The organism is Demequina sp. (assembly GCF_024642165.1).
Lineage (GTDB): Bacteria > Actinomycetota > Actinomycetes > Actinomycetales > Demequinaceae > Demequina.
In genome coordinates this window covers 1-22,903 of the sequence record NZ_JAHEBP010000026.1, presented here as the reverse complement: position 1 = coordinate 22,903, position 22,903 = coordinate 1, and the positions used below count along the sequence as shown (strand labels likewise).

General features: G+C 71.2%; 24 protein-coding genes and 2 tRNA genes. 19 read left to right on the top strand and 7 right to left on the bottom strand.

Going from position 1 to position 22,903, the window contains the following annotated elements; genetic code table 11:
• The 3 genes from Q0L54_RS04140 to Q0L54_RS04130 form a co-directional block, all read left to right on the top strand.
• Positions 1 to 305: hypothetical protein (locus Q0L54_RS04140; protein ID WP_296665693.1), on the top strand; the 305-nt coding region annotated here is incomplete at its 5' end.
• A gap of 72 nt (positions 306 to 377) precedes the next feature.
• Positions 378 to 449: transfer RNA gene (locus tag Q0L54_RS04135), tRNA-Gln, on the top strand.
• 118 nt (positions 450 to 567) lie between these two features.
• Positions 568 to 1,737, top strand: coding sequence for a glycosyltransferase family 61 protein (locus tag Q0L54_RS04130; protein WP_296665692.1), 1,170 nt, complete (start codon positions 568 to 570; stop codon positions 1,735 to 1,737).
• Positions 1,738 to 1,749: 12 nt separating this feature from the next.
• On the opposite strand, the gene Q0L54_RS04125 is transcribed toward Q0L54_RS04130, so the two are convergent.
• Positions 1,750 to 2,529, bottom strand: coding sequence for an SDR family oxidoreductase (locus Q0L54_RS04125; protein WP_296665691.1), 780 nt, complete (start codon positions 2,527 to 2,529; stop codon positions 1,750 to 1,752).
• 116 nt (positions 2,530 to 2,645) lie between these two features.
• Entirely contained in the window at positions 2,646 to 4,799 is a 2,154-nt protein-coding gene (locus Q0L54_RS04120) for an AAA family ATPase (RefSeq protein ID WP_296665690.1), read from the bottom strand.
• Between the two features lie 435 nt (positions 4,800 to 5,234).
• On the opposite strand from Q0L54_RS04120, the gene Q0L54_RS04115 reads away from it, so the two are divergent.
• The 3 genes from Q0L54_RS04115 (at position 5,235) to Q0L54_RS04105 (ending at position 6,959) form a co-directional block, all read left to right on the top strand.
• Positions 5,235 to 5,307: transfer RNA gene (locus Q0L54_RS04115), tRNA-Glu, on the top strand.
• A 178-nt stretch (positions 5,308 to 5,485) separates the two neighbouring features.
• Complete coding sequence (locus Q0L54_RS04110) at positions 5,486 to 6,037, top strand: RNA polymerase sigma factor (RefSeq protein WP_296665689.1); 552 nt, start codon at positions 5,486 to 5,488, stop codon at positions 6,035 to 6,037.
• A gap of 55 nt (positions 6,038 to 6,092) precedes the next feature.
• On the top strand, positions 6,093 to 6,959 hold the full coding sequence (locus Q0L54_RS04105; protein WP_296665688.1) for a hypothetical protein: 867 nt from the start codon (positions 6,093 to 6,095) through the stop codon (positions 6,957 to 6,959).
• 57 nt (positions 6,960 to 7,016) lie between these two features.
• Here the strand turns inward: Q0L54_RS04105 and Q0L54_RS04100 are convergent, their stop codons facing one another.
• Together Q0L54_RS04100 and Q0L54_RS04095 are read right to left on the bottom strand one after the other, a co-directional pair.
• Positions 7,017 to 7,460 carry a thiol-disulfide oxidoreductase DCC family protein gene (locus Q0L54_RS04100; RefSeq protein WP_296665687.1) on the bottom strand — a complete coding sequence of 148 codons (444 nt, stop codon included), beginning with the start codon at positions 7,458 to 7,460 and terminating at the stop codon, positions 7,017 to 7,019.
• A gap of 33 nt (positions 7,461 to 7,493) precedes the next feature.
• Positions 7,494 to 8,024 (bottom strand): hypothetical protein, encoded by a 531-nt coding sequence (locus Q0L54_RS04095; protein ID WP_296665685.1) that lies wholly within the window; start codon positions 8,022 to 8,024, stop codon positions 7,494 to 7,496.
• A 152-nt stretch (positions 8,025 to 8,176) separates the two neighbouring features.
• Here Q0L54_RS04095 and Q0L54_RS04090 point away from each other — a divergent pair, with 152 nt between their 5' ends.
• The gene (locus tag Q0L54_RS04090; RefSeq protein WP_296665684.1) at positions 8,177 to 10,129 is read left to right on the top strand and encodes an acyltransferase family protein; all 1,953 of its coding nucleotides are present in this window, start codon (positions 8,177 to 8,179) and stop codon (positions 10,127 to 10,129) included.
• Between the two features lie 151 nt (positions 10,130 to 10,280).
• Here Q0L54_RS04090 and Q0L54_RS04085 read toward each other — a convergent pair whose 3' ends face one another.
• Complete coding sequence (locus Q0L54_RS04085) at positions 10,281 to 11,003, bottom strand: IclR family transcriptional regulator (RefSeq protein ID WP_296665683.1); 723 nt, start codon at positions 11,001 to 11,003, stop codon at positions 10,281 to 10,283.
• Positions 11,004 to 11,066: 63 nt separating this feature from the next.
• Between Q0L54_RS04085 and leuC the strand changes: the two genes are divergently transcribed.
• Genes leuC through Q0L54_RS04065 form a run of 4 tightly spaced genes read left to right on the top strand, consistent with a single transcriptional unit; the run spans position 11,067 to position 14,644 of the window.
• Positions 11,067 to 12,491, top strand: coding sequence for a 3-isopropylmalate dehydratase large subunit (leuC, locus tag Q0L54_RS04080; RefSeq protein ID WP_296665682.1), 1,425 nt, complete (start codon positions 11,067 to 11,069; stop codon positions 12,489 to 12,491).
• A gap of 11 nt (positions 12,492 to 12,502) precedes the next feature.
• On the top strand, positions 12,503 to 13,141 hold the full coding sequence (gene leuD, locus Q0L54_RS04075) for a 3-isopropylmalate dehydratase small subunit (protein WP_296665680.1): 639 nt from the start codon (positions 12,503 to 12,505) through the stop codon (positions 13,139 to 13,141).
• 55 nt (positions 13,142 to 13,196) lie between these two features.
• A complete protein-coding gene (locus tag Q0L54_RS04070; RefSeq protein ID WP_296665678.1) occupies positions 13,197 to 14,024 on the top strand; it encodes a CPBP family intramembrane glutamic endopeptidase in 828 nt (275 codons plus the stop codon).
• A complete protein-coding gene (locus tag Q0L54_RS04065) occupies positions 14,021 to 14,644 on the top strand; it encodes a nucleoside/nucleotide kinase family protein (RefSeq protein WP_296665677.1) in 624 nt (207 codons plus the stop codon). Before Q0L54_RS04070 ends, Q0L54_RS04065 begins: the two co-directional genes overlap by 4 nt.
• On the opposite strand, the gene Q0L54_RS04060 is transcribed toward Q0L54_RS04065, so the two are convergent.
• On the bottom strand, positions 14,638 to 15,579 hold the full coding sequence (locus tag Q0L54_RS04060) for a PfkB family carbohydrate kinase (protein ID WP_296665676.1): 942 nt from the start codon (positions 15,577 to 15,579) through the stop codon (positions 14,638 to 14,640). The genes Q0L54_RS04065 and Q0L54_RS04060 overlap by 7 nt on opposite strands.
• Positions 15,580 to 15,639: 60 nt before the next feature.
• Between Q0L54_RS04060 and murA the strand changes: the two genes are divergently transcribed.
• Genes murA through Q0L54_RS04040 form a run of 4 tightly spaced genes read left to right on the top strand, consistent with a single transcriptional unit; the run spans position 15,640 to position 19,765 of the window.
• Positions 15,640 to 16,950, top strand: coding sequence for a UDP-N-acetylglucosamine 1-carboxyvinyltransferase (murA, locus tag Q0L54_RS04055; protein WP_296665675.1), 1,311 nt, complete (start codon positions 15,640 to 15,642; stop codon positions 16,948 to 16,950).
• A complete protein-coding gene (locus Q0L54_RS04050; protein WP_296665673.1) occupies positions 16,951 to 17,676 on the top strand; it encodes a 1-acyl-sn-glycerol-3-phosphate acyltransferase in 726 nt (241 codons plus the stop codon).
• The gene (locus tag Q0L54_RS04045) at positions 17,673 to 18,674 is read left to right on the top strand and encodes an NAD(P)H-dependent glycerol-3-phosphate dehydrogenase (protein ID WP_296665672.1); all 1,002 of its coding nucleotides are present in this window, start codon (positions 17,673 to 17,675) and stop codon (positions 18,672 to 18,674) included. The genes Q0L54_RS04050 and Q0L54_RS04045 overlap by 4 nt, the downstream gene beginning before the upstream one ends.
• The gene (locus tag Q0L54_RS04040; protein ID WP_296665671.1) at positions 18,674 to 19,765 is read left to right on the top strand and encodes a D-alanine--D-alanine ligase family protein; all 1,092 of its coding nucleotides are present in this window, start codon (positions 18,674 to 18,676) and stop codon (positions 19,763 to 19,765) included. Before Q0L54_RS04045 ends, Q0L54_RS04040 begins: the two co-directional genes overlap by 1 nt.
• A gap of 124 nt (positions 19,766 to 19,889) precedes the next feature.
• Here the strand turns inward: Q0L54_RS04040 and Q0L54_RS04035 are convergent, their stop codons facing one another.
• Positions 19,890 to 20,351, bottom strand: coding sequence for a DUF3515 family protein (locus Q0L54_RS04035; protein WP_296665669.1), 462 nt, complete (start codon positions 20,349 to 20,351; stop codon positions 19,890 to 19,892).
• A 35-nt stretch (positions 20,352 to 20,386) separates the two neighbouring features.
• Here Q0L54_RS04035 and Q0L54_RS04030 point away from each other — a divergent pair, with 35 nt between their 5' ends.
• The 4 genes from Q0L54_RS04030 to Q0L54_RS04015 form a co-directional block, all read left to right on the top strand.
• Positions 20,387 to 21,742 carry an MATE family efflux transporter gene (locus Q0L54_RS04030; RefSeq protein ID WP_296665668.1) on the top strand — a complete coding sequence of 452 codons (1,356 nt, stop codon included), beginning with the start codon at positions 20,387 to 20,389 and terminating at the stop codon, positions 21,740 to 21,742.
• A gap of 98 nt (positions 21,743 to 21,840) precedes the next feature.
• On the top strand, positions 21,841 to 22,269 hold the full coding sequence (locus Q0L54_RS04025; protein ID WP_296665667.1) for a hypothetical protein: 429 nt from the start codon (positions 21,841 to 21,843) through the stop codon (positions 22,267 to 22,269).
• Entirely contained in the window at positions 22,266 to 22,712 is a 447-nt protein-coding gene (locus Q0L54_RS04020; RefSeq protein WP_296665666.1) for a hypothetical protein, read from the top strand. The genes Q0L54_RS04025 and Q0L54_RS04020 overlap by 4 nt, the downstream gene beginning before the upstream one ends.
• On the top strand, positions 22,712 to 22,903 hold a 192-nt coding region (locus Q0L54_RS04015; RefSeq protein ID WP_296665665.1), incomplete at its 3' end, for a helix-turn-helix transcriptional regulator. The genes Q0L54_RS04020 and Q0L54_RS04015, both read left to right, overlap by 1 nt.

Below are 22,903 nucleotides of genomic sequence, written 5' to 3'. Positions count from 1 at the left end.
TGGAGTTCTCGGGCGTCATCGCCGCGCTCGACAACGGCTGCCTCATGCTCGACCGCGGAGACGGGACCAAGCCCTGGATCGTGTGGCCTCCGGATGCCGAGCCCGGGGCGGCCGGCGGTGCCCAGGTGGGCGGCGAGCTGTACGCCGTCGGGGATGCCGTCTCGGGCACGGGGACCCTTGCCGTGCTCGCGGACCTGCCGGGAGGGGCCGACGACAACTCGTACTTCGGACTCATGGGGAAGTACTGCGACGGCGACGCGGCCGGGGTGGCGGTGCTGGACAGTATCGTGCGCGCGGCGGCCTGAGCGGGTCCGGCGTCGTTTGGCCCCGGGGCGGCCTTCCGGTACAGTTGTCTCTCGGTCCGGACACCGGACCATTGGGCTATGGTGTAATTGGCAGCACGACTGTTTCTGGTACAGTTAGTCGAGGTTCGAGTCCTTGTAGCCCAGCGCTCGACAGCAGGGCCCGCCGTGATGGCGGGCCCTTTCTTGTTGCCGCGAGGGCATACTCTGCGCGGACCCGGCCGATACTGTGGACCCCCAGCCAGCCTGGGAGGGGGCGGTCACGATGAGCGAGGATTCGCGAGGCTCCGAGGCGACCGCGATGCTGCCGCGTCCCCAGGGTTCCGGGCGGCTCCGGACGGTCGCGGCGCGCGAGGGAGAGCCCTACACCGCCACTGCGCTCGCGCGGCCGGCGCCCGTGACGGAGCTGCGCGGCGTAGACGGCAGTTCAATCGCAGTCGAGACGCCGCTATCGTCCACGCTGCCCGAGGAGGGCTTCGCGGTGCTTGCCGACGCGCGCATCGTCGGGCCCAGCGCTTGGCCGCTCACGGCCGGCAATGCGGTTCCTATCGACGCGGTCTTCGTCCATGAGCTGCGCGTGCACCGCGCCTACGGCAACGCTGCCGCGGCGGCGCCGGAGGTGCGGCTGGACGGCGAAACGGTCAATCTCGCGAGCGCCTTCACCATGCGCAACTACGCCCATGCCGTGCTCGATGGCCTCGGCCGCGGAGGCATCCTGGTGGCCGGGGGCTACGACCTCGCCGTTGCGGATCACGTGGTGGTCCCGCGGTTCCGATCACCCACCATCTCGGCGCTGCTCGCGCGCGCCGGCGTGAGCCCCGACCGCATCGTCCCCGCGCCGGCGCGCGGGGCGCTGTGGTGCGAGCGGCTGGTCCAGGCGACGTTCCCCGGGCGCGCCCGCCAGTACTCCGAGGCGCCGGCGCGCTTCATGCGATCCCTGGGCATCGCCGGCGGCCCGGGGCGGCGGCTCATGATCCTGCGCACCGGCGAGAAGCGCGCAGTTGCGAACACTGCGCAGATGCACGCGGTCGCCGCGGAGTTCGACCTCGAGATCTACGACCCGCGCGCGTCCGAATTCAGCCCCGCCGATTTCGCGGGTGCGGAACTGGTGGTCGCGGCCCACGGAGCCGCGCTCGGAGACCTGGGCTTCTGCCCGCCCGGTGCCGGGGTGGTAGAACTGCTCCCTTCCGGACACCGGTACCCATACTTCGCCACCCTCGCCGCATCGTCCGGCCTCGCGTACGTGCCCGTGCTCGGGAGATCCGTCTCGGACGCGCCACAGGCGGACGTGACCGTGGATCCCGACGAACTACGGGCTGCCATCAACTCGCTGCCGACGCCCTCCCCGCCCGCGGGTGCCGCGCACGACATGCCGCGGCGCTCCCTGTTCGGCCGTGCCCCATCGCGCCGTCGGCGTCCACCTCCTACGCGGTGACCCCGTCGCGCGTCACCAGACGGAATCTCCGCGGATCACCACGTCGGAACCGCCGTCCACGAACACCACTTGGCCGCACAGGTGAGTGTTCTCCTCGCCCGTGAGCCATGCCAGCAGCCGGGCCACCACGATGGGCTCCGCCACCCCGTTCAGGGGCATCGGCACCATGGTGAGCAGCTGCGCGGTCGCCTCGGGCGTCGCGATCATCTCCGCCGTCATGGGCGTGCGGATGATCCCCGGCGCCACGGCATTGAGGGGGATGGACGCTCCGGCCCAGTCGGGCGTGGCCGCGTTGCGCCGAATCCAGCGCGCGAACGCCACCTTGGTGGATCCGTAGATGAGCTGTCCGGTCTGCTCGTCCGCGGCGAGCACCTCGGCACGCGCGAGCGAGCCCGGCTCGTCGCCGCCGAGCATGAGGTCGACCAGTTCAGGGTCGTTCGGCATGAGGCTCGCCATCGACGAGACACCGGCCGCACGGGGTGCGTCGGAACCGGCCAGCAGCGGCCGCAGGTTCTCGAGTGTCGCGACCATGCCGAAGTAGTTCACCGCCACCGTGGCGGGGATGGGGTGGGCGAGGCCCGCGATCGCGAGGATCCCGTCCAGCCCGTCGGGTGCTCGTTCGCTCACCGCATCGGCCAGGCCCGCGCGCCCCTCGGCGCTGCTGAGGTCGACAGTGATGTCGGCGCCGTGGAGATCCACGCCGATCACCGCGTGGCCGCGGCTGGCGAGCAGCTCGGCCGTTGTCCTGCCGATGCCTGAGGCGGCACCGGTCACCACATATGTGCGCGTCATCGCGACACTCCTCTGGTCGGTGGGGACCCTTTCACGGTACGCCCGCGCCGAGGCGCCCGCACAGGCACGGGACGATGCACCCGAGGGGGAGGGGCGCATCGTCCCGCCGCGGTGCGCTAGGAGGCGGCGATGGTCACCCGCTCCCCGTCCCAGCCGGCCGTGACGGCGTCGCCCTCGCGGACGCGGCCGTCCACGATGTCCTTCGCCAGCTCGTTGAGCAGGCGCGACTGGATGAGGCGCTTGAGCGGGCGGGCGCCGAAGGCCGGGTCGAAGCCGTCCTTCGCGAGCGACGCGCGCAGCACGCCGTCCACCGTGAGGGTGACCTCCTTCGCCTCGGCGAGGCGCGCCACCGTCTTGGCGAGCTCCGCGTCCACGATCCCCTCCATGGCGGCGGGATCGATGCGGTCGAAGATCACCACGTCGTCGAGCCGGTTGAGGAACTCCGGCCGGAAGGCGCGCCGCAGCACGGCCTGGAGGTCGCGCTCGAGCACGCCGCGATCCTCGCCGTCCCACGCGAGCACGATGTCCGAGCCCAGGTTCGACGTCATCACGATGATGGTGTTGGTGAAGTTGACCGTGCGGCCGCGGCCGTCGGTGAGGCGGCCGTCGTCGAGCACCTGCAGCAGCACGTTCCACACGTCCGGGTGGGCCTTCTCGACCTCGTCGAACAGGACGATGCTGTAGGGGCGCCGGCGCACGGCCTCCGTGAGCTGCCCGCCCTGGTCGTACCCCACGTAGCCCGGGGGAGAGCCGATGAGGCGGCTCACCGCGTGCGACTCCATGTACTCGGACATGTCGATGCGGATCATGGCGCGCTCGTCGTCGAACAGCTGCTCCGCGAGCGCGCGGGCCAACTCCGTCTTGCCCACGCCCGTGGGTCCGAGGAACAGGAAGGAGCCGATGGGGCGGTTCGCGTCGGAGATCCCGGCGCGGGCGCGACGGATCGCGTCCGAGACGCTTGCGATGGCGCGGTGCTGGCCCACCACGCGCTCGTGGAGGCGATCCTCGAGGTGCGACAGCTTGCCGGACTCGTCCGTGAGCAGCTTCTCCACGGGCACGCCGGTCCACTTGGCGACCACCGCGGCGATGTCCTCGCCGGTCACCTCCTCGCGGAGCATCCGTTCTTCGGCGGGGATCGAGTCGAGTTCCGCGCGGGCCTGAGCCATCTGCTTCTCCGCGGCGGGCATCTCGCCGTAGCGGATGCGGCCGGCCTTCTCGAGCTCGCCGTAGCGCTCGGCGCGCTCCAGGTCCCCGCGCAGCGACTCGAGCCGCTCCGTGGCGTTCGAGACGCGCACGATGAGGTCCTTCTCGCGGGCCCAGCGCATGTTCAGCTCCTCGGACTCGCCCTTGAGGCGGGCGATGTCGCGGTCGATCTCCGCGCGGCGCGCCTTGGCGTGGTCGGACTTGTCCTTCGCCACCTGGGTGCGCTCGATCTCGAGCTGCATGATGCGGCGGCGGGCGCGGTCGAGCTCGATGGGCATGGAGTCGAGCTGCATCTTCAGCGCCGAGGTGGCCTCGTCGATGAGGTCGACGGCCTTGTCCGGCAGGAAGCGCTCGGTGATGTAGCGATCGGACAGCCGGGCGGAGGCGACGATCGCCTCGTCCGTGATCTTCACGCCGTGGTGGACCTCGTACTTCTCCTGCAGCCCGCGCAGGATCGCGATCGTGTCCTCGATGCTGGGCTCGCCGATGTAGACGGGCTGGAAGCGGCGCTCGAGCGCGCTGTCGGTCTCGAGGTGCTCGCGGTACTCGTTGAGGGTGGTCGCGCCGATCATGCGCAGTTTGCCGCGCGCGAGCATGGGCTTGAGGATGTTGCCGGCGTCCACGGAGCCCTCGGCGCTGCCCGCGCCCACGATGGTGTGAAGCTCGTCGACGAAGAGGATGATGCGACCCTCGGACTCCTCGACCTCCTTGAGAACGGCCTTGAGGCGCTCCTCGAACTGGCCGCGGAAGGCGGCGCCGGCGACGATCGAGCTCATCGCGATCTCGATGACGCGGCGATCCTTGAGGGAGCTGGGCACGTCGCCCGCGACGATCCGCTGGGCGAGGCCCTCGACGATCGCGGTCTTGCCCACTCCGGGCTCGCCGATCAGCACGGCGTTGTTCTTGGTGCGGCGGGTGAGCACCTGCATGACGCGCCGGATCTCCTCGTCGCGCCCGATGACGGGGTCGAGCGCGCCGGACTCGGCGAGGGCGGTGAAGTCCTGGCCGAACTGCTCCAGGGCGCTCTGCTGCTCCTGCGAACCGGGAGCCATGGGCTGAGCGGTCATGGGAACCTCCTGCTAGATATCTGCGCGACCGTCAAGTTGAGTCGCATGCACTCAAGTTTACATAAGGCGTGCGGCGCGAGCAAGGGGTGGAGCCGTGGCGGGGGAGCGGTTGCGGCCCGTGCGCGGCCCCCAGCGCCAGCCCCCTGGCGGGACATGGGTGCAGGATTCGGGCCAAAAGTTGCACTCATGTCCCGCTGGGGCACACGGGTCATGCGCGGCCCCCAGCGCCAACTCCGAGCGTGGGTGCCCGAATCGGCGCGGATTCGGGCACCCGCTCTCGGAATTGACCCGGGGGTGCCGGGGGTCGCGCGCGCCCTCGTGATGGGGCGCGCCGGCACTCGTCCGCGGCGCCCGGACGGATTAGCGTTCCGCGCACGGGATGCTGTAGAGTTCTATCTCGCGCCAGCCGCCCGGGAGGGTGGCTCAGCACGCTAGGGCCCCGTTGTGTAGCGGCCTAGCACGCCGCCCTCTCAAGGCGGTAGCGCGGGTTCGAATCCCGTCGGGGCTACTGATGGAACTCCTCGCCGTTCGCGGCGGGGATTTCTTCATTTTCGCCACTGCCACGCATCCGTGTGGAGTTCGCCACGCCTCGGCCGTCAGGCGCATCACACCTGTTAGCGTCGCTGTATGACGTGGATGCGAGGGGTCGCCGACGACGGCGCGGTGCGGGTGTCGAGGGACTCCGCATGACGCTCGGCCCTACCTTCGACTCCGTGCTCGGCGCCGCGCGCGCCGGCGAGGAGTGGGCCTGGTCGGCCCTCTACCGCGACCTGGTGGGGCCAGTGCGCGGCTACCTCGCGGGGCGCGGCTCTCCCGAGCCCGAGGACGAAGCCGCCGAGACCTTCCTGCACATCGCACGCGGGCTGCATTCGTTCACCGGCGACGAGCGGGCCTTCCGATCCTGGGTGTTCTCGATCGCACATCGGCGGATGGTCGACGCGTATCGTCGCGCCAGCCGGCGGCCCGCGACGGTCGAGGACGAGGCGGCCGATCTGGTCCTCCGCGAGGCGGTTCCCAGCGCCGAGCAGCAGGCGCTGCTGCGGGAAGAGGCGGCGGCCGCGGCCTCGCTGCTCGAGGGTCTCACGCCGGATCAGCGGGACATCCTGCTGCTCCGGGTGGTCGGAGAGCTCTCCGTCAGGGAGACGGCAGAGATCGTGGGCAAGAGCCAATCCGCGGTGAAGGTCGCACAGCACCGCGCGATCGGCGCGCTGCGCCGCCGATTCCAAGCTCGCGTGTAGAAGCCGGTTTTGGCGCGCATGTAACCGATCGCGCCCGGCGAGCGATCACCAGAGTATGACGAGCAACGAATACACCGACCGGGACGTGGACCGGCTTCTTCGGGGTGACCATGTGCCGGCCCTCGCCGACGCCCTCCCCGCGATCGAGACCCTGCGCACCTTGACCGTGGCGCCCTCGCAGGCCGAGTCGGCCCGCGCAGCGGCGGCGCTTGCACGTGTCGCCGCCGGGTCGTCGTCCCCCGCGATCGCCCCGGCGGCGGCACCCCCCTCGAGGTGGAGGGTGCGCGCCGCTATCGCAGGCGCGCTCGCGCTCGTGGGCGCGGCCGCCGTGGGAGGCGCCGCGGCCGCGGATGACGCCGCTCCTGGTGACCCGCTGTATGCCCTCGACCTCGTGCTCGAGGACCTGGGCATCGGCGACGGCGGCACCGAGGAGCGATTCGACGAGGCCGTGAAGATGGACGAGGAGGGCGACACCGAGGGTGCGCTCGAGCACGTGGCCGAGGCCGTCGAGGACGATGCCGAATCGTCGGCGACGCTGCTCGCCGTCGCCGCGCAGTTGCGCGAGAACGGATCGGAGAACTCGGCCGAGGTGCACGAGCGCGTCGCGGCCATGCTTGAGTGGATGGCCACCACCGACGCGACCGGCAAGGACTTCGGCCAGGGCGTCTCGCAGCACGCTCGCGGCATCTACGTCGACCCGACCGAAGCGGTTTCAGGCGAGGACGCACTGGTTACCGAGGAGGAGCCCGGTGTCGAGACCGAGGCGCCCGGCAAGTCCGGCGACGCGCCGGGCAAGTCGGGTGAGAAGGGCAAGCCCGACGCGACCGAGAAGTCGACCGGCAAGCCCGAGACCACCGGCAAGCCCGAGACCACCGGCAAGCCTGAGTCCGCAGGCAAGCCTGAGACCACAGGCAAGCCCTGATAGACGCGCAGCGAAGCACAGATGATGCCCCGCGGCTCCGGCCGCGGGGCATCGTCGTCAGTGGGGCGTAGCGAGACCGGCTACGTCCGTCGCCGTCGCGAGACGTGACCTCCACAGTCCGACGAGGGACGGCGGCGGAGTCCCGCACGCCGGATCCTCGGCAGGCCGGCGCGGCCTGCGCGCGGCGACCGCGTCGTACACCCGATCGCGCAGCGCGCGAGGGACGATGCGCATGGCGGCTGCCGCCCGCCACGGCCAGGGGAGGCCGCCTGCGATCCCGACGAGCGCATCGGTCCGGAGCAGTCCCTCGCGTCCGTCCCACACCACGATGCTCGACGCCGCGACGGCGTCTCCCAGGCCGGCGGCCCGCAGCACCGCGCGGCCCACGGGCCCGTCCGAGCCCGCGATCGAGAACGCGCCGTCCGGGTCGTGGCGCAGCAGCCAGGCGACGAAGCCGTTGCACAGGCCGCAGTCGCCGTCGAAGATCACGATGGCGTTCACCGTCTCACCCTAAGCGGGAGCCACGGTGCGGCCTCACAGCCGCGAGTTCGCCCGATCCCTCAGCGCCTCGCCCCACTCGCGCGCGGCCTCGAGCTCGCCATCGGCCAGCAGCGCCGCGTGCTCGGAGGACGAGGTCTTCATGTGCACGGTGAAGCCGCGCGGACCGTCGAGGAGCGTGACGCCGTGTGCCTCGAGGGTGCTCGCGATCGACCGCGCCGCGCCACGGCCCAGCGGGCCGCGCACCTTGGTCTCGAAGGCCGCGCCCAGCATCGGGCCGCGGGGGAGATCGGTCAGCCAGTCGCGCATCGACCGGTGGGAGAGATCGGCGGCCAGCCTCTCATGACCCTGCGGCTTGGCCCGTGCCGATTCACGGCTCGACTCGGTCGGCAGGCTCATGCCGTGGACCGGCGCTCCGGCCACGACGATGCGGGCGCCGGCGACCAGGTCTCGGGTCGCCTCGGAGGTGGGCATCGCTACGGCACCCTCGCCCAGGCCCTCGGCGATCGCGGCCGCGACTGCCGCGGTGTTGCCCCACAGCGACTCGTACACGACGACGGCGTCCATGCCATCAGCGTGGATCCGTCCCGCCGCCCGCGCCAGGGACGTTGGTCACGTCCACGGGTCATCGCAACCTTCTGCGAAGGAGGGCCGTGAGAATCCCCAATATGGGCATCTCGTGACCGTATCCTGAGCGCGAACGAGACCGGGAGTCCCTCATGGCCGCCACCGCACCGCCGCGGACGAGGCGTCATCGGCGCAGCGCCGACGACTACTCGTCCACGCCGTCGCGCATCCGCGGGCTCGACGGCCTCCGTGCCATCGCCGTCGCCGCGGTGGTGGTCTACCACCTGGGCATCGGCGCCCTGCCCGGCGGCTTCTTGGGCGTCGACGTGTTCTTCGTCATCTCCGGGTTCCTCATCACCACGCTGCTGCTGACCGAGCGCTCGCGGCACGGGCGGATCCGATTCGGCCGCTTCTACGCGCGACGCGCGCGGCGGCTGCTGCCCGCGCTGCTCGCCATGCTCGCGGGAACGGCCCTCCTGGTCGCCACCGTGGCGCGGGACTCCATCGAGGGGTTCCGCGAGAACGTGCTCGCCGCGCTGCTGTATGTGAGCAACTGGTGGTACATCGCGGACGATCAGTCATACTTCGAGCTCATCGGGCGCGGCAACATGCTCGCTCACCTCTGGTCTCTCGCCGTAGAGGAGCAGTTCTACCTGGTGTGGCCCGCGGTGGTCGCCGTGATCGTGGGGGTCGCGGTCTCCCGCCGCTCATCCGTGCGCCGCACCCTGTTGGCCGTGGCGCTCACCCTGGCCGTGTGCTCCACCGTGGCCATGGCCGTGATGTCGATCCGCCACGGCTACCCGCTCGACCAGGACCCGACGCGCGTCTACTTCGGCACCGACACCCACGCGATGTCCGTGCTCGTGGGCGCGGCGCTGGCCGCCGTCTGGCGGCCGGGTACCGCATCGTCCCGGGTGGCGCCGGGTGCAAGGGGCTCGATCGCGCTGCTCGGGCTGGTGATGCTCGCGGCGCTGGCGTGGATCATGCTGACCGTCTCCGAGTACAGCCCCGGCATCTATCGCGGTGGGTTCCTGGTGGTCGCGCTGCTGGTGGGCGCGATCATCGTGCTCGCGACGCACCCGGCATCGCCTCTGGGGGCCGCGCTCGATTGGGCGCCGATGCGGTGGCTGGGAGAGCGGTCCTACGGGATCTACCTCTGGCACTGGCCGATCTTCCTGGTGACCCGCCCGGGCCAGGACCTGCCGTGGCACGGCTGGTGGGTGCAGGCGCTGCGGATCGGCCTGGTGCTGGCGGTGGCCGGAGCGTCCTATCGGTGGGTCGAGACGCCCATCCGTCACGGCGCCATCGGCGCGTGGTGGGCCCGGGTGCGGGAGCAGGGTGCCGTCGGGTGGGTGGCGGCGCGCCCGCGCGGGACGCTCGTGGGCCTGGCGGCGGTGGCGGCGTACGCGTTGATCGTGGGGCTGTCCTTCAGTGTGGGCGTTCCCCGGGCGACCGATGCGGCGCTCGGCTCGACCGTCGCGATCAGCGCGGAGCCCACGCCCGCCGCCAGCGCCGCCTCCTCGCCGAGCGCGGCCGCGAGCCCGGCCGCCTCGCCCTCCGCTGCCTCGACGCCCGCGAGCTCCCCGTCGCCCTCCGCCGTCGCATCGTCCACCCCGAATGTCACCACGGCGGACATTGCGATTTACGGAGATTCGGTGTCGCTGTGGTCCGCGGACGTCCTCAAGGCGGAGCTGCCGGGTGCGACGGTCGATGCGGCCATCAACCGCTCGCCGGGCAACATCATGGACGCCGTGCTGAGCGCGCACCGCAAGGGCAAGCTGCGGCCTGTGGTGATCATGCACATGGGAACCGCGGGGCCGGTGAAGGAGAGCGTGCTGCGCTCGACGCTCGACACGCTCGAGGACCGCGCCCGCGTGGTGCTGGTCGACTCGACGGCGCGGTTCGCCTACGTCCAGCCCTCGAACGAGCTCATGAAGAAGGTCGCCGCCGACTACGACAACGTGGTGTTCGCGGACTGGAAGGGCTACGTCGCGGGGCACGACGACTGGCTCGAGGACGGCCTGCATCTCACGGACGCGGGCAAGCCCGAGTTCGCGGCGTTCCTGGGCGCGCTGGCGCTGACAGGGGAGCCCCCGGCGGCCTGATTGCTCGCGACTCCCACTGGTCGATGTGGCGCGAGTCATGCCGTGTGAAGGATGGTGCTGACACATCCGTCACACGGGTATGCATTCGTCACATCGACCAGTGGGAATCGATGGCGCCGGGACGATGTGGCGGCTCCTTGGGCGCCAGGGTTCAGGCGATGACGGTGCGCCGCAGGACCTCGGTGAGCTGGCGCGCCGCGTCCACGACGGCCCCCGCGTGCACCGCGCCGGGCGCGGCGGTGAGGCGCTCCGCCGGGCCGGAGATCGACACGGCGGCGATCACGTTCCCGGCCGCGCCCCACACGGGGGCGGACACCGAGCTCACGCCGGCCTCGCGTTCGCCGGAGCTCTCGGCGAACCCCTGTCGGCGCACCGTGTCGAGGTCCGCGGCGGTGAAGCGCGCGACGGCGAGTCCACGGTGCATGCGCTCGGGCTCGGTCCAGGCGAGCAGCACCTTGGCGGCCGAGCCGGCCGTCATGGTCATGGTGGTGCCCACGGGGATGGAGTCGCGCAGGCCCACCGGGCGGTCCGCGGCGGCGATGCAGATGCGCTCGTCGCCGTGCGGGCGGTACAGCTGCGAGGACTCGCCCGTCCGGTCGCGCAGGACGGTGAGCACGGGCTGTGCGGCGGAGACGAGCCGGTCCTCGTTGACCGAGGCGGCGAGCTGCGCGAAACGGCGCCCCAGCACGAACGCGCCGGTCGCGTCGCGGCCCACCAGATGGTGGTGTTCGAGCGCCAGCGCTAGCCGATGCACCGTTGGGCGCGCAAGATGGGTGGAGGCCACGAGCTCGGCCAGTGTGGCGGGCCCCTGCTCGAGTGCGCTCAGGATGGCGGCCGCCTTGTCAATGACGCCGACTCCGCTATGATTGTCCACAGAGCGATACTAGCGTCTCAGATGCTGAGATGTCGAGATGTCATGAGTTCAAAGGAGGTCGTCATGGGAACCACCCTCGCCGAGAAGTTGTGGTCCAGCCACCTGGTACGCAAGGGGGAGGACGGCGCCCCCGACATCATCTACATCGACCTCCACATGTGTCACGAGGTCACCAGCCCGCAGGCCTTCGAGGGCCTGCGCCTCGCCGGTCGCCAGGTGCGCCGCCCCGACCTCACCATCGCCACCGAGGACCACAACACCCCCACCCTCGACATCGACCTGCCCATCGCGGACGAGACGTCCCGCAAGCAGGTGCACAAGCTGCGCGAGAACGCCGCCGAGTTCGGCGTCCGCATCCACTCGCTCGGCGACGCGGATCAGGGCATCGTCCACGTGGTGGGCCCGCAGCTGGGCCTCACGATGCCGGGCATGACGGTGGTCTGCGGCGACTCGCACACCTCGACCCACGGCGCGTTCGGCGCCCTGGCGTTCGGCATCGGCACGTCGGAGGTCGAGCACGTGCTCGCCACGCAGACGCTTCCGCTCAAGCCCTTCAAGACCATGGCGATCAACGTCAACGGCACGCTGCCCAAGGGCTCCACGGCGAAGGACATCATCCTCGCCGTGATCGCGAAGATCGGCACCGGCGGCGGCCAGGGCTACGTGCTCGAGTACCGCGGCGACGCGATCCGCGCGCTCTCCATGGAGGCGCGCATGACCATCTGCAACATGTCGATCGAGGCGGGCGCGCGCGCCGGCCTGATCGCCCCGGACGAGACCACGTGGGACTACGTCAAGGGCCGCCCGCACGCCCCCGAGGGCGAGGACTGGGACGCGGCCGTCGACTACTGGCGCACGCTCGTCACCGACGACGACGCGGTGTTCGACACCGAGGTCGACCTGGACGCCTCCGACCTCGAGCCCTTCATCACCTGGGGCACCAACCCGGGCCAGGGCCTGCCGCTCAGCGCCTCGGTGCCCAACCCGGAGGACTTCGCAGACGAGTCCGACCGCGTGGCCGCCGCCAACGCCCTCGAGTACATGGGCCTCACGCCCGGCACGCCGTTCCGCGAGATCTCCGTCGACACGGTCTTCCTGGGTTCCTGCACCAATGGGCGCATCGAGGACCTGCGCGCGGCCGCCGCCATCATCAAGGGCCGCACCAAGGCGGACAGCGTCCGCATGCTGGTGGTGCCCGGCTCGGCCCGCGTGCGCCTCCAGGCCGAGGCCGAGGGCCTGGACCAGGTGTTCAAGGACTTCGGCGCGGAGTGGCGCAACGCCGGCTGCTCGATGTGCCTGGGCATGAACCCGGACCAGCTGCGGCCGCAGGAGCGCTCCGCATCCACCTCCAACCGCAACTTCGAGGGACGCCAGGGCAAGGGCGGGCGCACCCACCTGGTGTCGCCGCTCGTCGCCGCCGCCACCGCGGTGCGCGGCACCCTGTCCAGCCCCGACGACCTGGTCGACGCGCCCGCCGCGCTCGCATAAGGAGAACCGCCATGGAGAAGTTCACCACTCACACCGGAATCGGCGTCCCGCTGCGTCGTTCGAATGTCGACACGGACCAGATCATCCCCGCGGTCTACCTCAAGCGCATCACGCGGACTGGCTTCGAGGACGCGCTGTTCGCCGCCTGGAAGGGCGATCCGGAGTTCGTGCTCAACCAGCCCGCCTACACGCACGGCAGCGTGCTGGTCGCCGGCCCCGACTTCGGAACCGGCTCGTCGCGTGAGCACGCGGTGTGGGCGCTCAAGGACTACGGCTTCGCCGTGGTCATCGCCAGCCGCTTCGCGGACATCTTCCGTGGCAACTCCGGCAAGCAGGGTCTGGTTGCGGCCCAGGTCAGCCAGGAGAACGTCGAGCTGCTGTGGAAGCTGCTCGAGACGGAGCCCGGCAAGGAGATCACCGTCTCGCTCGAGGACCGCACCGTCACGTGCGGCGAGCTCACCGTGCCGTTCGAGATCGATGACTACGTGCGCTGGCGCCTCATGGAGGGTCTCGACGACATCGGCCTCACCCTCCAGCACGAGGAGGACATCACGGCCTTCGAGGCGACGCGCGCCGCATGGCGCCCGAAGACGCTGCCCGCGAAGCACCTGCCGAGCGTCGAGATCGAGGCCGCGCGCCCCGTCTCCTGACGCGGGCACCCGGCTCTCGCACGGCGGCACGCACCGGTCGTGGCATAGTCCCACCATGACCGTCACCGTCCCCGAGCTGCGCGCTGATACCCGGACCACGGTCCGCATCGTCGCCGCGGTATTGGTGTGCGGCGCGGCGATCCTGCTGTTCGCGGTCCACGTACGGCCGCTCGGCTACGTCCCCCTGGTGCTCGGGGTGGCGCTGGCTGCGGCCGTGGACCGGCGGCTGGCGCGCGACCTCGCACTCATCGGGATCGGCCAGGCGATCATCTCCACCATCTCGCTCAAGGCGGACCTCTCGAACGCCGGCATGACGCGCTTCGCGGTGGTCCTGTCGCTCGCGGTGCTGGTGCCGTGGGCGATCTCCCGGTTCGTGTTCCGCGACACGGCGATCCAGTTCCCGGTAGGCACGGGGCGGCGGTGGACCCGTACCCAGTGGCTCTACCTGGCGATCGTGGTGGCGTTCGGCTACCTGGTGCTGCCGTACTACTTCATCTCGTCGGGCGTCTACATGAACTGGCCGGACCTGGACGGCGGCGGCGACATCGCCCGCCTGTTCGTGGGCGTCAACGCCGTGGGCCTGTGGGATGAGCTCTTCTTCATCTGCGTGGTGTTCGCGCTGCTGCGCACCCACTTCCCGATGTGGCTGGCGAATCTGCTGCAGTCGCTGGTGTTCGTGAGCTTTCTGTGGGAGCTGGGCTACCGGGAGTGGGGGCCGGTGCTGACGATCCCGTTCGCGCTGGTGCAGGGCTGGATCTTCGCGCGCACCAAGTCCCTGCCCTACGTGGTCGCCGTCCACCTGCTGTTCGACGCGGTGGTGTTCGCGGTGCTGGTGCATGCGCACCACCCGGAGCTGCTCGACATCTTCGTGACCGCGCCATGATCCGCGCACTCGCGGAGCGGGCGGACGCGCTCGCGGCCGGCGGCCGTGCCGTGGTGGGCATCGCGGGCTCCCCGGGCGCGGGCAAGTCGACGCTGGCCCGGTGGCTGGTGGAGGAGCTCGAGGACGGCGGCACGCCCGCGGCCGTCCTGCCGATGGACGGTTTCCACCTGAGCGCGGCCGAGCTCGCCGAACGCGGCCTGTCGGCGGGCAAGGGTGCGCCCGAGACGTTCGACGTGGACGCCTATCTCGCGTTGCTGCGCGAGGTGCGCAACGGCCAGGGGCTCGCCGTCATGGCACCCGACTACGACCGCGAGCTCCACGAGGTGGTCCCGGGGCGGCTGATGATCGGGCCGCGCGTCCGGGTGGTGGTCACGGAGGGCAACTATCTGGGGCTCGACACCCCGCCATGGAACCGCGTGGCGCCGTTGCTCGACGAGCTCTGGTTCGTCGAGGCCCCGTGGGAGCTGGCGCGCGAGCGGCTCATCGCGCGCCGCATGGCTACCGGACGGGAACGGGACGATGCGGTGGCCTGGGTGGACTCGGTGGACGCCGCCAACGCGGCGCTGATCGCGCCCACGGTCGACCGTGCGCGTGTGGTGCTCCGGCCCGAGGACTACTGAGGCGCGGTCGCGGGCGGCGCGCCGGCGGGCGGCGCGCCCGCGAGCCACGCACGGGTCCCGAAGCTGCCAAGCGACGCCCCGGCCACCGCGGCCGCCCACGCGAGATCCTCTGCGAGGCGTGCATCGTCCAGACCCAGGCCCGCAATCCTGAAGGCCACCGCGCCGTGGAAGAAGTCGCCCGCGCCCAGCGTGTCGACCACCTCGACCGGCGCGACGGGGACCTCGCCCGCGCCCGCGCGGGTGCGCCATGCGATGGCCCGGCCACCGCGAGAGACCGCGGCGTTCTCGACCCCGCGCTCGAACAGCCAGTCGAGCACGGCGCCGGCCTCGCTCTCGACGCCCGGGGGCGCGAAGTCGTCGGAGACGATCGCCACGTCCACCACCTCGAGCAGCTCCTCGGTATGGGCCTTCGCCGAGCCGCCGTCCAGGATCACCGGAACTCCTGCGGCGCGAGCGGCGCGCGCGAGCGGCAGCGCCAGGTGGCGGTGATAGCCGTCGATCAGCAGCGCCCCCACGCCGGCGAGGCGAGCCGGGTCCTCGAGCTCGCCGGCGGGAGCGCGCTCGCCGGTGCCCACCGCGGTGGGCGACACCACCGCCCGGTCGCCGGTGCCGCGGGTGATCAGAATCGCGGCGGTGGGTGGCGGGCCGTCGAAGTCGTGATCCGCGACGTCGAGTCCCACGCGACACGACGCGAGATCCGCCGCGATGAGGTCCGTCAGGGGATGGCGGGGAAGCGCCGTCACCAGCGTGGCCTCGGCGCCGCACCACGCCGCGGCCACCGCCGCGTTGGTGGCCGGCCCGCCGGCGGCGATCAGGAAGTCGAGGGAGACCACCTTCTGGTTGGGGGCCGGGAGGTCATCGACCAGCTGGACCACGTCCAGGGTGGCGAGCCCGCACGTCATCACGCGCGGACGCGGGGTCGCGGCGGTGCTCACGCGGCGAGTCTAGCCACGCCCAGGTGAGCGCTCGGGCGCCGATGGGGGAAGATAGGGCGCATGACCGATTCCATCCGGGTCACCGGCGGGCGCCCTCTCACAGGCGAGATCACAGTCCGCGGTGCGAAGAACTTCGTCTCCAAGGCCATGGTCGCCGCGCTGCTGGGCTCCACCCCGTCCACCCTGCGCAACGTCCCCGAGATCCGCGATGTGGCGGTGGTCTCGGCGCTGCTCCGTCTGCACGGCGTGGGGGTCGACTACGACGTCGAGTCGGGTGAGGTGTCGATGGACACGTCGAGCCTGGTCCACGCCGACGCGGCTCACATCGCCGCCCACGCCGGATCCTCCCGCATCCCGATCCTGCTGTGCGGGCCGCTGCTGCACCGGCTGGGAGCGGCCGTGATCCCGGACCTGGGTGGGTGCCGGATCGGCGACCGGCCCATCGACTTCCACCTCGAGATCCTGCAGAAGTTCGGCGCCACCGTCACCCAGATGGAGGACGGGCTGTACCTCACCGCCCCGGACGGCCTGCACGGCATCAAGCACAAGCTGGCCTACCCGTCCGTGGGTGCCACCGAGCAGCTGCTGCTCACCGCCGTCATGGCGGACGGCATCACCCACCTCGAGGGCGCCGCGGTCGAGCCGGAGATCAAGGACCTCATCGACACCCTGCAGAAGATGGGCGCGATCATCTCCGTCGACACGGACCGGTCCATCACCATCGAGGGCGTCAAGCGCCTCCACGGCTACGACCACTACTCGCTCACGGACCGCATCGAGGTGGGGTCCTGGGCCTCGGCCGCGCTGGCCACCAAGGGCGACATCTTCATCCATGGCGCCCAGCAGCGCACCATGGGGATGTTCCTCAACGTGTTCCGCAAGGTGGGCGGCGAGTTCGACGTCGTCAGCGACGGCATCCGCTTCTTCCACCCGGGCGGAGACCTGCACTCGATCGCGCTGCAGACGGACGTGCACCCCGGCTTCATGACGGACTGGCAGCAGCCGCTGGTGGTGGCGCTCACCCAGGCGAAGGGCCTCAGCATCGTCCACGAGACCGTCTACGAGCAGCGGTTCGGGTTCACCCATGCGCTCAACCAGATGGGCGCCCACGTGCAGTTGTTCCGCGAGTGCCTAGGCGACCGCGCCTGCCGGTTCGGCGCCCGCAACTTCAAGCATTCGGCGGTGATCAGCGGGCCCACCAAGCTGGCCGCGGCGGATATCGAGGTGCCCGACCTGCGCGGCGGCTTCTCCCATCTGATCGCGGCGCTCGCGGCCGAGGGCACCTCCACCGTGCGCGGCATCGGGATCATCGATCGCGGCTACGAGGGCTTCCGGGCCAAGCTCGCCGCGCTCGGCGCAGAGGTCGCCTAAGTGGCCACCGAGCCGTCGGCGTTCTATCGGCGCGGGGCGAAGCCGCTCCAGGCGCTGATGGCGTCCGTCACGCGCAAGGACTGGCATGGCGCCGAGAACCTGCCCAAGGATCGCGGATTCATCGCGGTCTCGAACCACATGTCGTACGCGGATCCCATCACGCTCGCGCACTTCCTCTACAACAACGGCCACCCGCCCCGGTTCCTCGCGAAGTCCTCGCTCTTCGAGGCGCGCGGCATCGGCTGGCTCCTGCGCGGCTTCGATCAGATCCCGGTGTATCGCGGGACGTCGCGCGCCAAGGAGGCGATCGACCAGGGCGTCGAGGTGCTCAAGCGCGGCGACATGATCGCGATGTTCCCGGAGGGCACCCTCACCCGCGACCCCGACCTCTGGCCCATGACCGCGCGCACGGGAGTGGCACGCATGGCCCTCGATACGGGCGCACCCGTCATCCCGATCGCGCAGTGGGGCGCCCAGAATCTGTTGGCCCGCTACGGGAAGATGCCCAAGGTCATCCCGCCCAAGTCGATCACCGTGGTGGCGGGGCCCCCGGTGGACCTGGACGAGTTCCGCGCACGGGTCGCGGGCGGCAAGCCGGACACCGAGACGCTGCGCGCCGCCACGGACCGCATCATGGCTACGCTGACCTCTATGGTCGCGGACATCCGAGGTGAGACCCCGCCCGACCACCCCTACGACATGCACGCCAGGGGCGACGGCCGATGACCCGCGCAGCCGTGCTGGGCGCCGGCGCGTGGGGCACCACGTTCGCCGCGGTGCTGGCGGACGCTGGCACGGAGGTCACCCTGTGGGGCAGGGACGATGCGGTGGTCCGGTCCATCCGCGAGCACCACCGGCATGAGGCCTCGGTGCCCGGCGTCGAGCTCCCCGCCGGGGTGCACGCCACCACGGACATCGAGGAGGCGCTCGCTGGCGCACAGCTCATCGCGATCGCCGTGCCCGCCCAGCGCGTGCGGGACATCATCGCGCCGTTCGCGCATCTGGTCCCCGACGGCGCCATCGCCGTGTCGCTCATGAAGGGCATCGAGCTGGGCACCCACGCGCGGATGTCCGAGGTGATCGCGGAGGTGTGGGCCCTGTCGGCTGACCGTGTCGCCGTGGTGTCGGGCCCGAATCTTGCCCAGGAGATCGCGCACCGACAGCCGACGGCGACCGTGATCGCCTCGAGCTCCGCGCAGGCCGCCGAAATGGTGGCCGCGAGCACCGCATCGTCCTACTTCCGGCCGTACACCAACGACGACGTGGTGGGCGTGGAACTGTGTGGCGCCTACAAGAACGTCATCGCCGTGGGTGTGGGCATCACCGACGGGCTCGGGTTCGGCCACAACACGACGGCGACGGTCATCACGCGCGGGCTGGCCGAGATCACCCGGCTGGGCTTGGCGCTCGGCGCGCGGCCCGAGACGTTCTCAGGCCTGGCCGGCATGGGCGACCTCATCGCGACGTGCGCATCGCCGCTGTCCCGCAACCACACGCTGGGCGCGCACATCGGGCGGGGGGCCTCCCTCGAGGACGCGATCGCGCTCACCCGCGGCACCGCCGAGGGCGTCAAGACGTCGCAGTCCGTGCAGGAGCTCGCCGCCTCCGCACACGTCGACGTGCCCATCTGCCACGGCGTGGTGACCATGCTCTCCGGGCAAGCGCCCCTGGACGCCGTGGTCGAGGCGCTGCTGTCCCGCCCGCGCAAGGCCGAGGTGGACTGATGACGCGGCCCACGGTCGCGGTGCTGTTCGGCGGCCGCTCGTCGGAGCATGGCGTCTCGTGCGTCACGGCCGGCGGGGTGCTGGGTGCCATCGACCGCGAACGCTGGGACGTGATCGCCATCGGCATCACCCGCGAGGGCCGCTGGACACGGGTCTCCGACGATCCCGCGCAGTGGCGCATCGTCGATGGGCGGATGCCGGACGTGGCGGCCTCCGATGCGATCGTGGTGCCGCCCTTCGAGGCGGGCGTGTCCGAGTGGCAGACCGTCTCCGACGCGGGAAAGGTGCGCTCGCTCGGCACCATCGACGTGGTGTTCCCCCTGCTCCACGGCCCGTGGGGCGAGGACGGCACCATTCAGGGCGCGCTTGAGCTCGCCGACGTGCGTTACGTGGGATCCGGCGTGCTCGCGTCCGCCATGGGCATGGACAAGCAGCACATGAAGGTCGCGTTCCGTGCCGCCGGGCTTCCGGTCGCCAGGGATGTGCTGGTCACTCCAGACCGCGGGGTCGACGAGCAGCGCGAGGCGATCGAGGCGCTCGGCCTGCCCGTCTTCGTCAAGCCCGCGCGCGCCGGATCCTCGATGGGGATCTCGAAGGTCTCGGCGTGGGACGCCCTGGACGCGGCCATCGCGGACGCGCAGAAGCACGACCCCAAGGTGCTGGTGGAGGTCGGCGTGGTGGGGCGCGAGATCGAGACGGCCGTGCTGGCCACGCCGTCGGGGCTGCTGACGTCGCCCGCCGGGGAGATCATCACCGGCGGTGACCACGAGTTCTACGACTTCGAGGCCAAGTACCTCGACGAGGCCGCCGTGACCCTGCTGTGCCCCACCGAGCTCGAGCCCGCGGTGGCGGCCACGGTGGCGGACTACGCCCGGCGCGCGTTCCGAGCGGTGGGCGCCGAGTCGCTCGCCCGGGTGGACGTGTTCGTCACCGAGCGGGGCGACGTGGTGGTGAACGAGATCAACACCATGCCGGGCTTCACCCCCACCTCGATGTACCCGCGGATGGCGGCGGCCGCGGGCATCTCCTACGGCGAGCTGGTCCAGACGCTGCTGACCGTCGCGCTCGAGCGCCCGGTGGGCCTGCGCTAGCGTCCCGCCCGTCTGACGCTCCGCACGGAGTTGGCGGCGACACGCTGGGCGCAACCCCTGCATCGGCCCTTCTCACCGGGGTGTCGGATCTCAATCCGTGCGGACTGTCAGCGCGGGGACCGGGTCAGCGGCACTGGAGGCCGTTGGAGGGCGCACGCGCGGCGGCGCGCGACACCTCGGCCAGCACGTCTCCCACGGCGTCCTGCGCGCGGATCTTGGGCACCACGAGCTCGACGGCGGGCGAGCGCCCGAAGGTGACGGTCCGCCACACGTCGCCCTCGTCCAATATCAGCCAGTCGACTGACTCTCCCGAAGTCTCGACCGTGAGGCATTCGTCCGTGGTGGGTCCAGGGGGCTCGACCCCGCAGCGCATCACCAGGGGATACTCGTCACCCCAGGCGGCGGTGGCCTGCGACGAGGTGGGCTGAGACTCGAGGCCGCCCACCACCTCGGGCATCGCGAGCATGACGCGGGCGCAGTCCGGATCCGCCGCGTAGGGCGCCGGGTCGACGATCAGCGGCTCGCCGCAGCCGGCGAGCGCCGGCGCCAACAGCGCCAGCGCGATGAGCGGGAGCGGGCGGGCCATGAAACCAGCGTAGAGCCCCGGTGTAGCGTCGCCGTGTGACCGCGTTCGCCCACCTCCCGCATCGGCGCGCATTCTCCCTGGCATGGCCCGCAATCGTCGGCAATCTCACCGTGCCGCTGGTGGGCCTCGTGGACACCGCGATGCTGGGCCACTTCTCCGACGCGACCCACATCGGAGCGGTGGCGCTCGGCTCGACCGTGCTGAGCGCGGTGATGTGGCTGGTGAGCTTCCTGCGCACGGGCACCACGTCGCTCGTGGGCCGCGCGCGCGGGGCCGGGAACGACGATGCGGCGGTGGCCCACGCGCAGCGCGCGGCGATGCTCGCGGTGGTGATCGGTGGGGGAGCGCTGCTCGCGATGTGGGTGGCGATCCCGGCCCTCATGGCGATCCTCGCGCCGGCGGGCGAGGTCCGCGAGTACGCAATTCAGTACGCCCTGATCCGGATGGCGTCCGTGCCCGCGGCGCTCGTGACCCTGGTGATTGCCGGATGGTTCGTCGGCTCGGGCGACACGCGGCGCCCGCTGGCGATCGTCGCCACGGTCAACGTGGTCAATGTGGCGTTGGACCTGGCCTTCGTGGGCGGGTTCGGCTGGAACTCGACCGGCGCCGCGGCGGCGACCGTCATCGCCGAGTGGCTCGGGCTGGCGCTCGCCGCGGTCCTCTGGTGGCGGGCCGCTCCGCCTCACGTGCGTCACACGGTGCGCCGGTGGCGCGGGAGAGGGCTGCGCTCCGGTTGGGGCCGGCTCGCCTCGATGAACACGGACCTGTTCCTCCGCACTGCGACGCTGTACCTGGTGCTGACCTTCGTCACGGCCTACGGGGCGCGGCTGGGTCCGGAGATCCTGGCGGCCAACGCGATCCTCATGCAGCTGATGCTCCTCGCGTCCTACGGGCAGGACGGCTACGCGCATGCCGCGGAGGCCATGGTCGCCCGCGAGATCGGGCGCCGCGACGTGCCCGCGTTCCATCGCGCCGTCGCCGCGTCCGCGCTGCCCGCGGTGGGGATCGGCGTGGCATTCACCCTGCTGTACCTGGCGGCGAGCGGCCCCTTTCTAGCCGTCCTCACGTCGCTGCCCGAGGTGACGGCGGCCGCGGACGAGTACATCGGGTGGGTGGTGTGGCTGCCGCTCGCGTCCTCGCTGGCCTACCTGTTCGACGGGGTCTTCCTGGGCTCGGGCCGTACTCGCGCGATGTTCCTCACGATGCTCGCGGCGGCGGGCCTGGTGTTCGTGCCCGCCATGCTCGCGGGCGTGGCGTGGATCGACGACTCCCGCAACCACGATCTGTGGCGCGCGTTCCTGCTGTTCAACGTGGCGCGCGGCGTCTTTCTGGCGGTCGTCTATGCGCGCGTGACCCGCCGCGACGCGTGGCTGCGGGTCGCCGCGGCCTGACGGCCCGCATCGTCCCGGCGATGTCAAGAAAACTTGACACCATGTCAAGCCAGCCTTACCTTGGATGTGTCAAAGAACTTTGACATTGAGGAGGGGTCATGGGCTTCGGAGAACGCAACCAGGCGATCGGCCTGGTGCTGGGGCTGGCGGCCTTCGTCGCGTACTGGGCGATCGTGATCGTTCGCGCCGCGACGGATGGGCTGCCGTTCGCGGAGGTCGCGTGGCAGGGACCCATGCTCTGGTCCGTCGGGCTCGGCGGCGGCCTGTACGCCGTGGTCTACGGGACGATGCGCTGGCGCGCCCGCGGCTCCCGCGTCACCGACGAGCGCGACGCCGAGATCGAGCGGCACGCGGAGGCCGTCGGCGCGGGGCTCACGGGCCTTGCCGTGCTGGCCACGCTGATCATGCTCGCGCTCGACGTGGACACGTTCTGGGCGGCTCACGTGCTGTTCGTGGGCGCCTTCCTGGGGTCGATGGCCGGGTCCGCCGCGTCGCTCGCCGCGTACCGCGAGGGGGTGGACCGATGACCATGACCGAACGCACCGTCTGGGCCACGCTCGTGGTGTTCCCCCTGGTGGCGATCGTGTACTTCACCGTCATCCTCACGCGCGCGGCGGACCAGCCGGTCGAGGACATCAGCTGGGTGGTGCCCATGCTGTGGGCCTGGGGCTCCGTCATCGTCTTCATCATCCTGGGCACCATTGCGTCCGCCATCGCCACCGGCGTGCGCGCCGAGGTGGCGGGGGAGAAGCCCGAGTTCGAGGACGGCGACGTTCGCGACAAGCAGATCGACCGGCTGGGCAACGCCCGGGCGTACACGATGTCCGGGTTGGGCGGCCTGGCCGCAACCATCCTCGCGATGCTCGACGCCGACCCGTTCTGGATCGCGAACACGCTGTTCCTCGCGGGCCTGATCGCGGGCCTCATCGCCGCGGGCAGCAAGGCCCACGCCTATCGGACGGGATTCTGATGGGCCGGACCACCAAGGTCACCAACGCGATCCGCACGCTGCGGTTCGCGCACGGCGAGATGACCCAGGCCGAACTGGCGGAACGCATCGGCGTCACCCGCCAGACGGTCATCGCCATCGAGCAGGGGCGCTACTCGCCGTCGCTCGAGATGGCCTTCCAGATCGCGCGGGCGTTCGGCGTCCCGCTCGAC

Excerpts from the sequence above, each read along its gene's own strand:
- Q0L54_RS04040 (WP_296665671.1), top strand. The coding sequence starts at position 18,674 with ATGACGCGGCCCACGGTCGCGGTGCTGTTCGGCGGCCGCTCGTCGGAG.
- murA (WP_296665675.1), top strand. The coding sequence starts at position 15,640 with ATGACCGATTCCATCCGGGTCACCGGCGGGCGCCCTCTCACAGGCGAG.
- leuC (WP_296665682.1), top strand. The coding sequence starts at position 11,067 with ATGGGAACCACCCTCGCCGAGAAGTTGTGGTCCAGCCACCTGGTACGC.
- Q0L54_RS04025 (WP_296665667.1), top strand. The coding sequence starts at position 21,841 with ATGGGCTTCGGAGAACGCAACCAGGCGATCGGCCTGGTGCTGGGGCTG.
- Q0L54_RS04035 (WP_296665669.1), bottom strand. The coding sequence starts at position 20,351 with ATGGCCCGCCCGCTCCCGCTCATCGCGCTGGCGCTGTTGGCGCCGGCG.
- Q0L54_RS04105 (WP_296665688.1), top strand. The coding sequence starts at position 6,093 with ATGACGAGCAACGAATACACCGACCGGGACGTGGACCGGCTTCTTCGG.
- Q0L54_RS04120 (WP_296665690.1), bottom strand. The coding sequence starts at position 4,799 with ATGACCGCTCAGCCCATGGCTCCCGGTTCGCAGGAGCAGCAGAGCGCC.
- Q0L54_RS04065 (WP_296665677.1), top strand. The coding sequence starts at position 14,021 with ATGATCCGCGCACTCGCGGAGCGGGCGGACGCGCTCGCGGCCGGCGGC.
- Q0L54_RS04090 (WP_296665684.1), top strand. The coding sequence starts at position 8,177 with ATGGCCGCCACCGCACCGCCGCGGACGAGGCGTCATCGGCGCAGCGCC.
- Q0L54_RS04045 (WP_296665672.1), top strand. The coding sequence starts at position 17,673 with ATGACCCGCGCAGCCGTGCTGGGCGCCGGCGCGTGGGGCACCACGTTC.
- Q0L54_RS04020 (WP_296665666.1), top strand. The coding sequence starts at position 22,266 with ATGACCATGACCGAACGCACCGTCTGGGCCACGCTCGTGGTGTTCCCC.
- Q0L54_RS04125 (WP_296665691.1), bottom strand. The coding sequence starts at position 2,529 with ATGACGCGCACATATGTGGTGACCGGTGCCGCCTCAGGCATCGGCAGG.
- Q0L54_RS04110 (WP_296665689.1), top strand. The coding sequence starts at position 5,486 with ATGACGCTCGGCCCTACCTTCGACTCCGTGCTCGGCGCCGCGCGCGCC.
- Q0L54_RS04130 (WP_296665692.1), top strand. The coding sequence starts at position 568 with ATGAGCGAGGATTCGCGAGGCTCCGAGGCGACCGCGATGCTGCCGCGT.
- Q0L54_RS04095 (WP_296665685.1), bottom strand. The coding sequence starts at position 8,024 with ATGGACGCCGTCGTCGTGTACGAGTCGCTGTGGGGCAACACCGCGGCA.
- leuD (WP_296665680.1), top strand. The coding sequence starts at position 12,503 with ATGGAGAAGTTCACCACTCACACCGGAATCGGCGTCCCGCTGCGTCGT.
- Q0L54_RS04070 (WP_296665678.1), top strand. The coding sequence starts at position 13,197 with ATGACCGTCACCGTCCCCGAGCTGCGCGCTGATACCCGGACCACGGTC.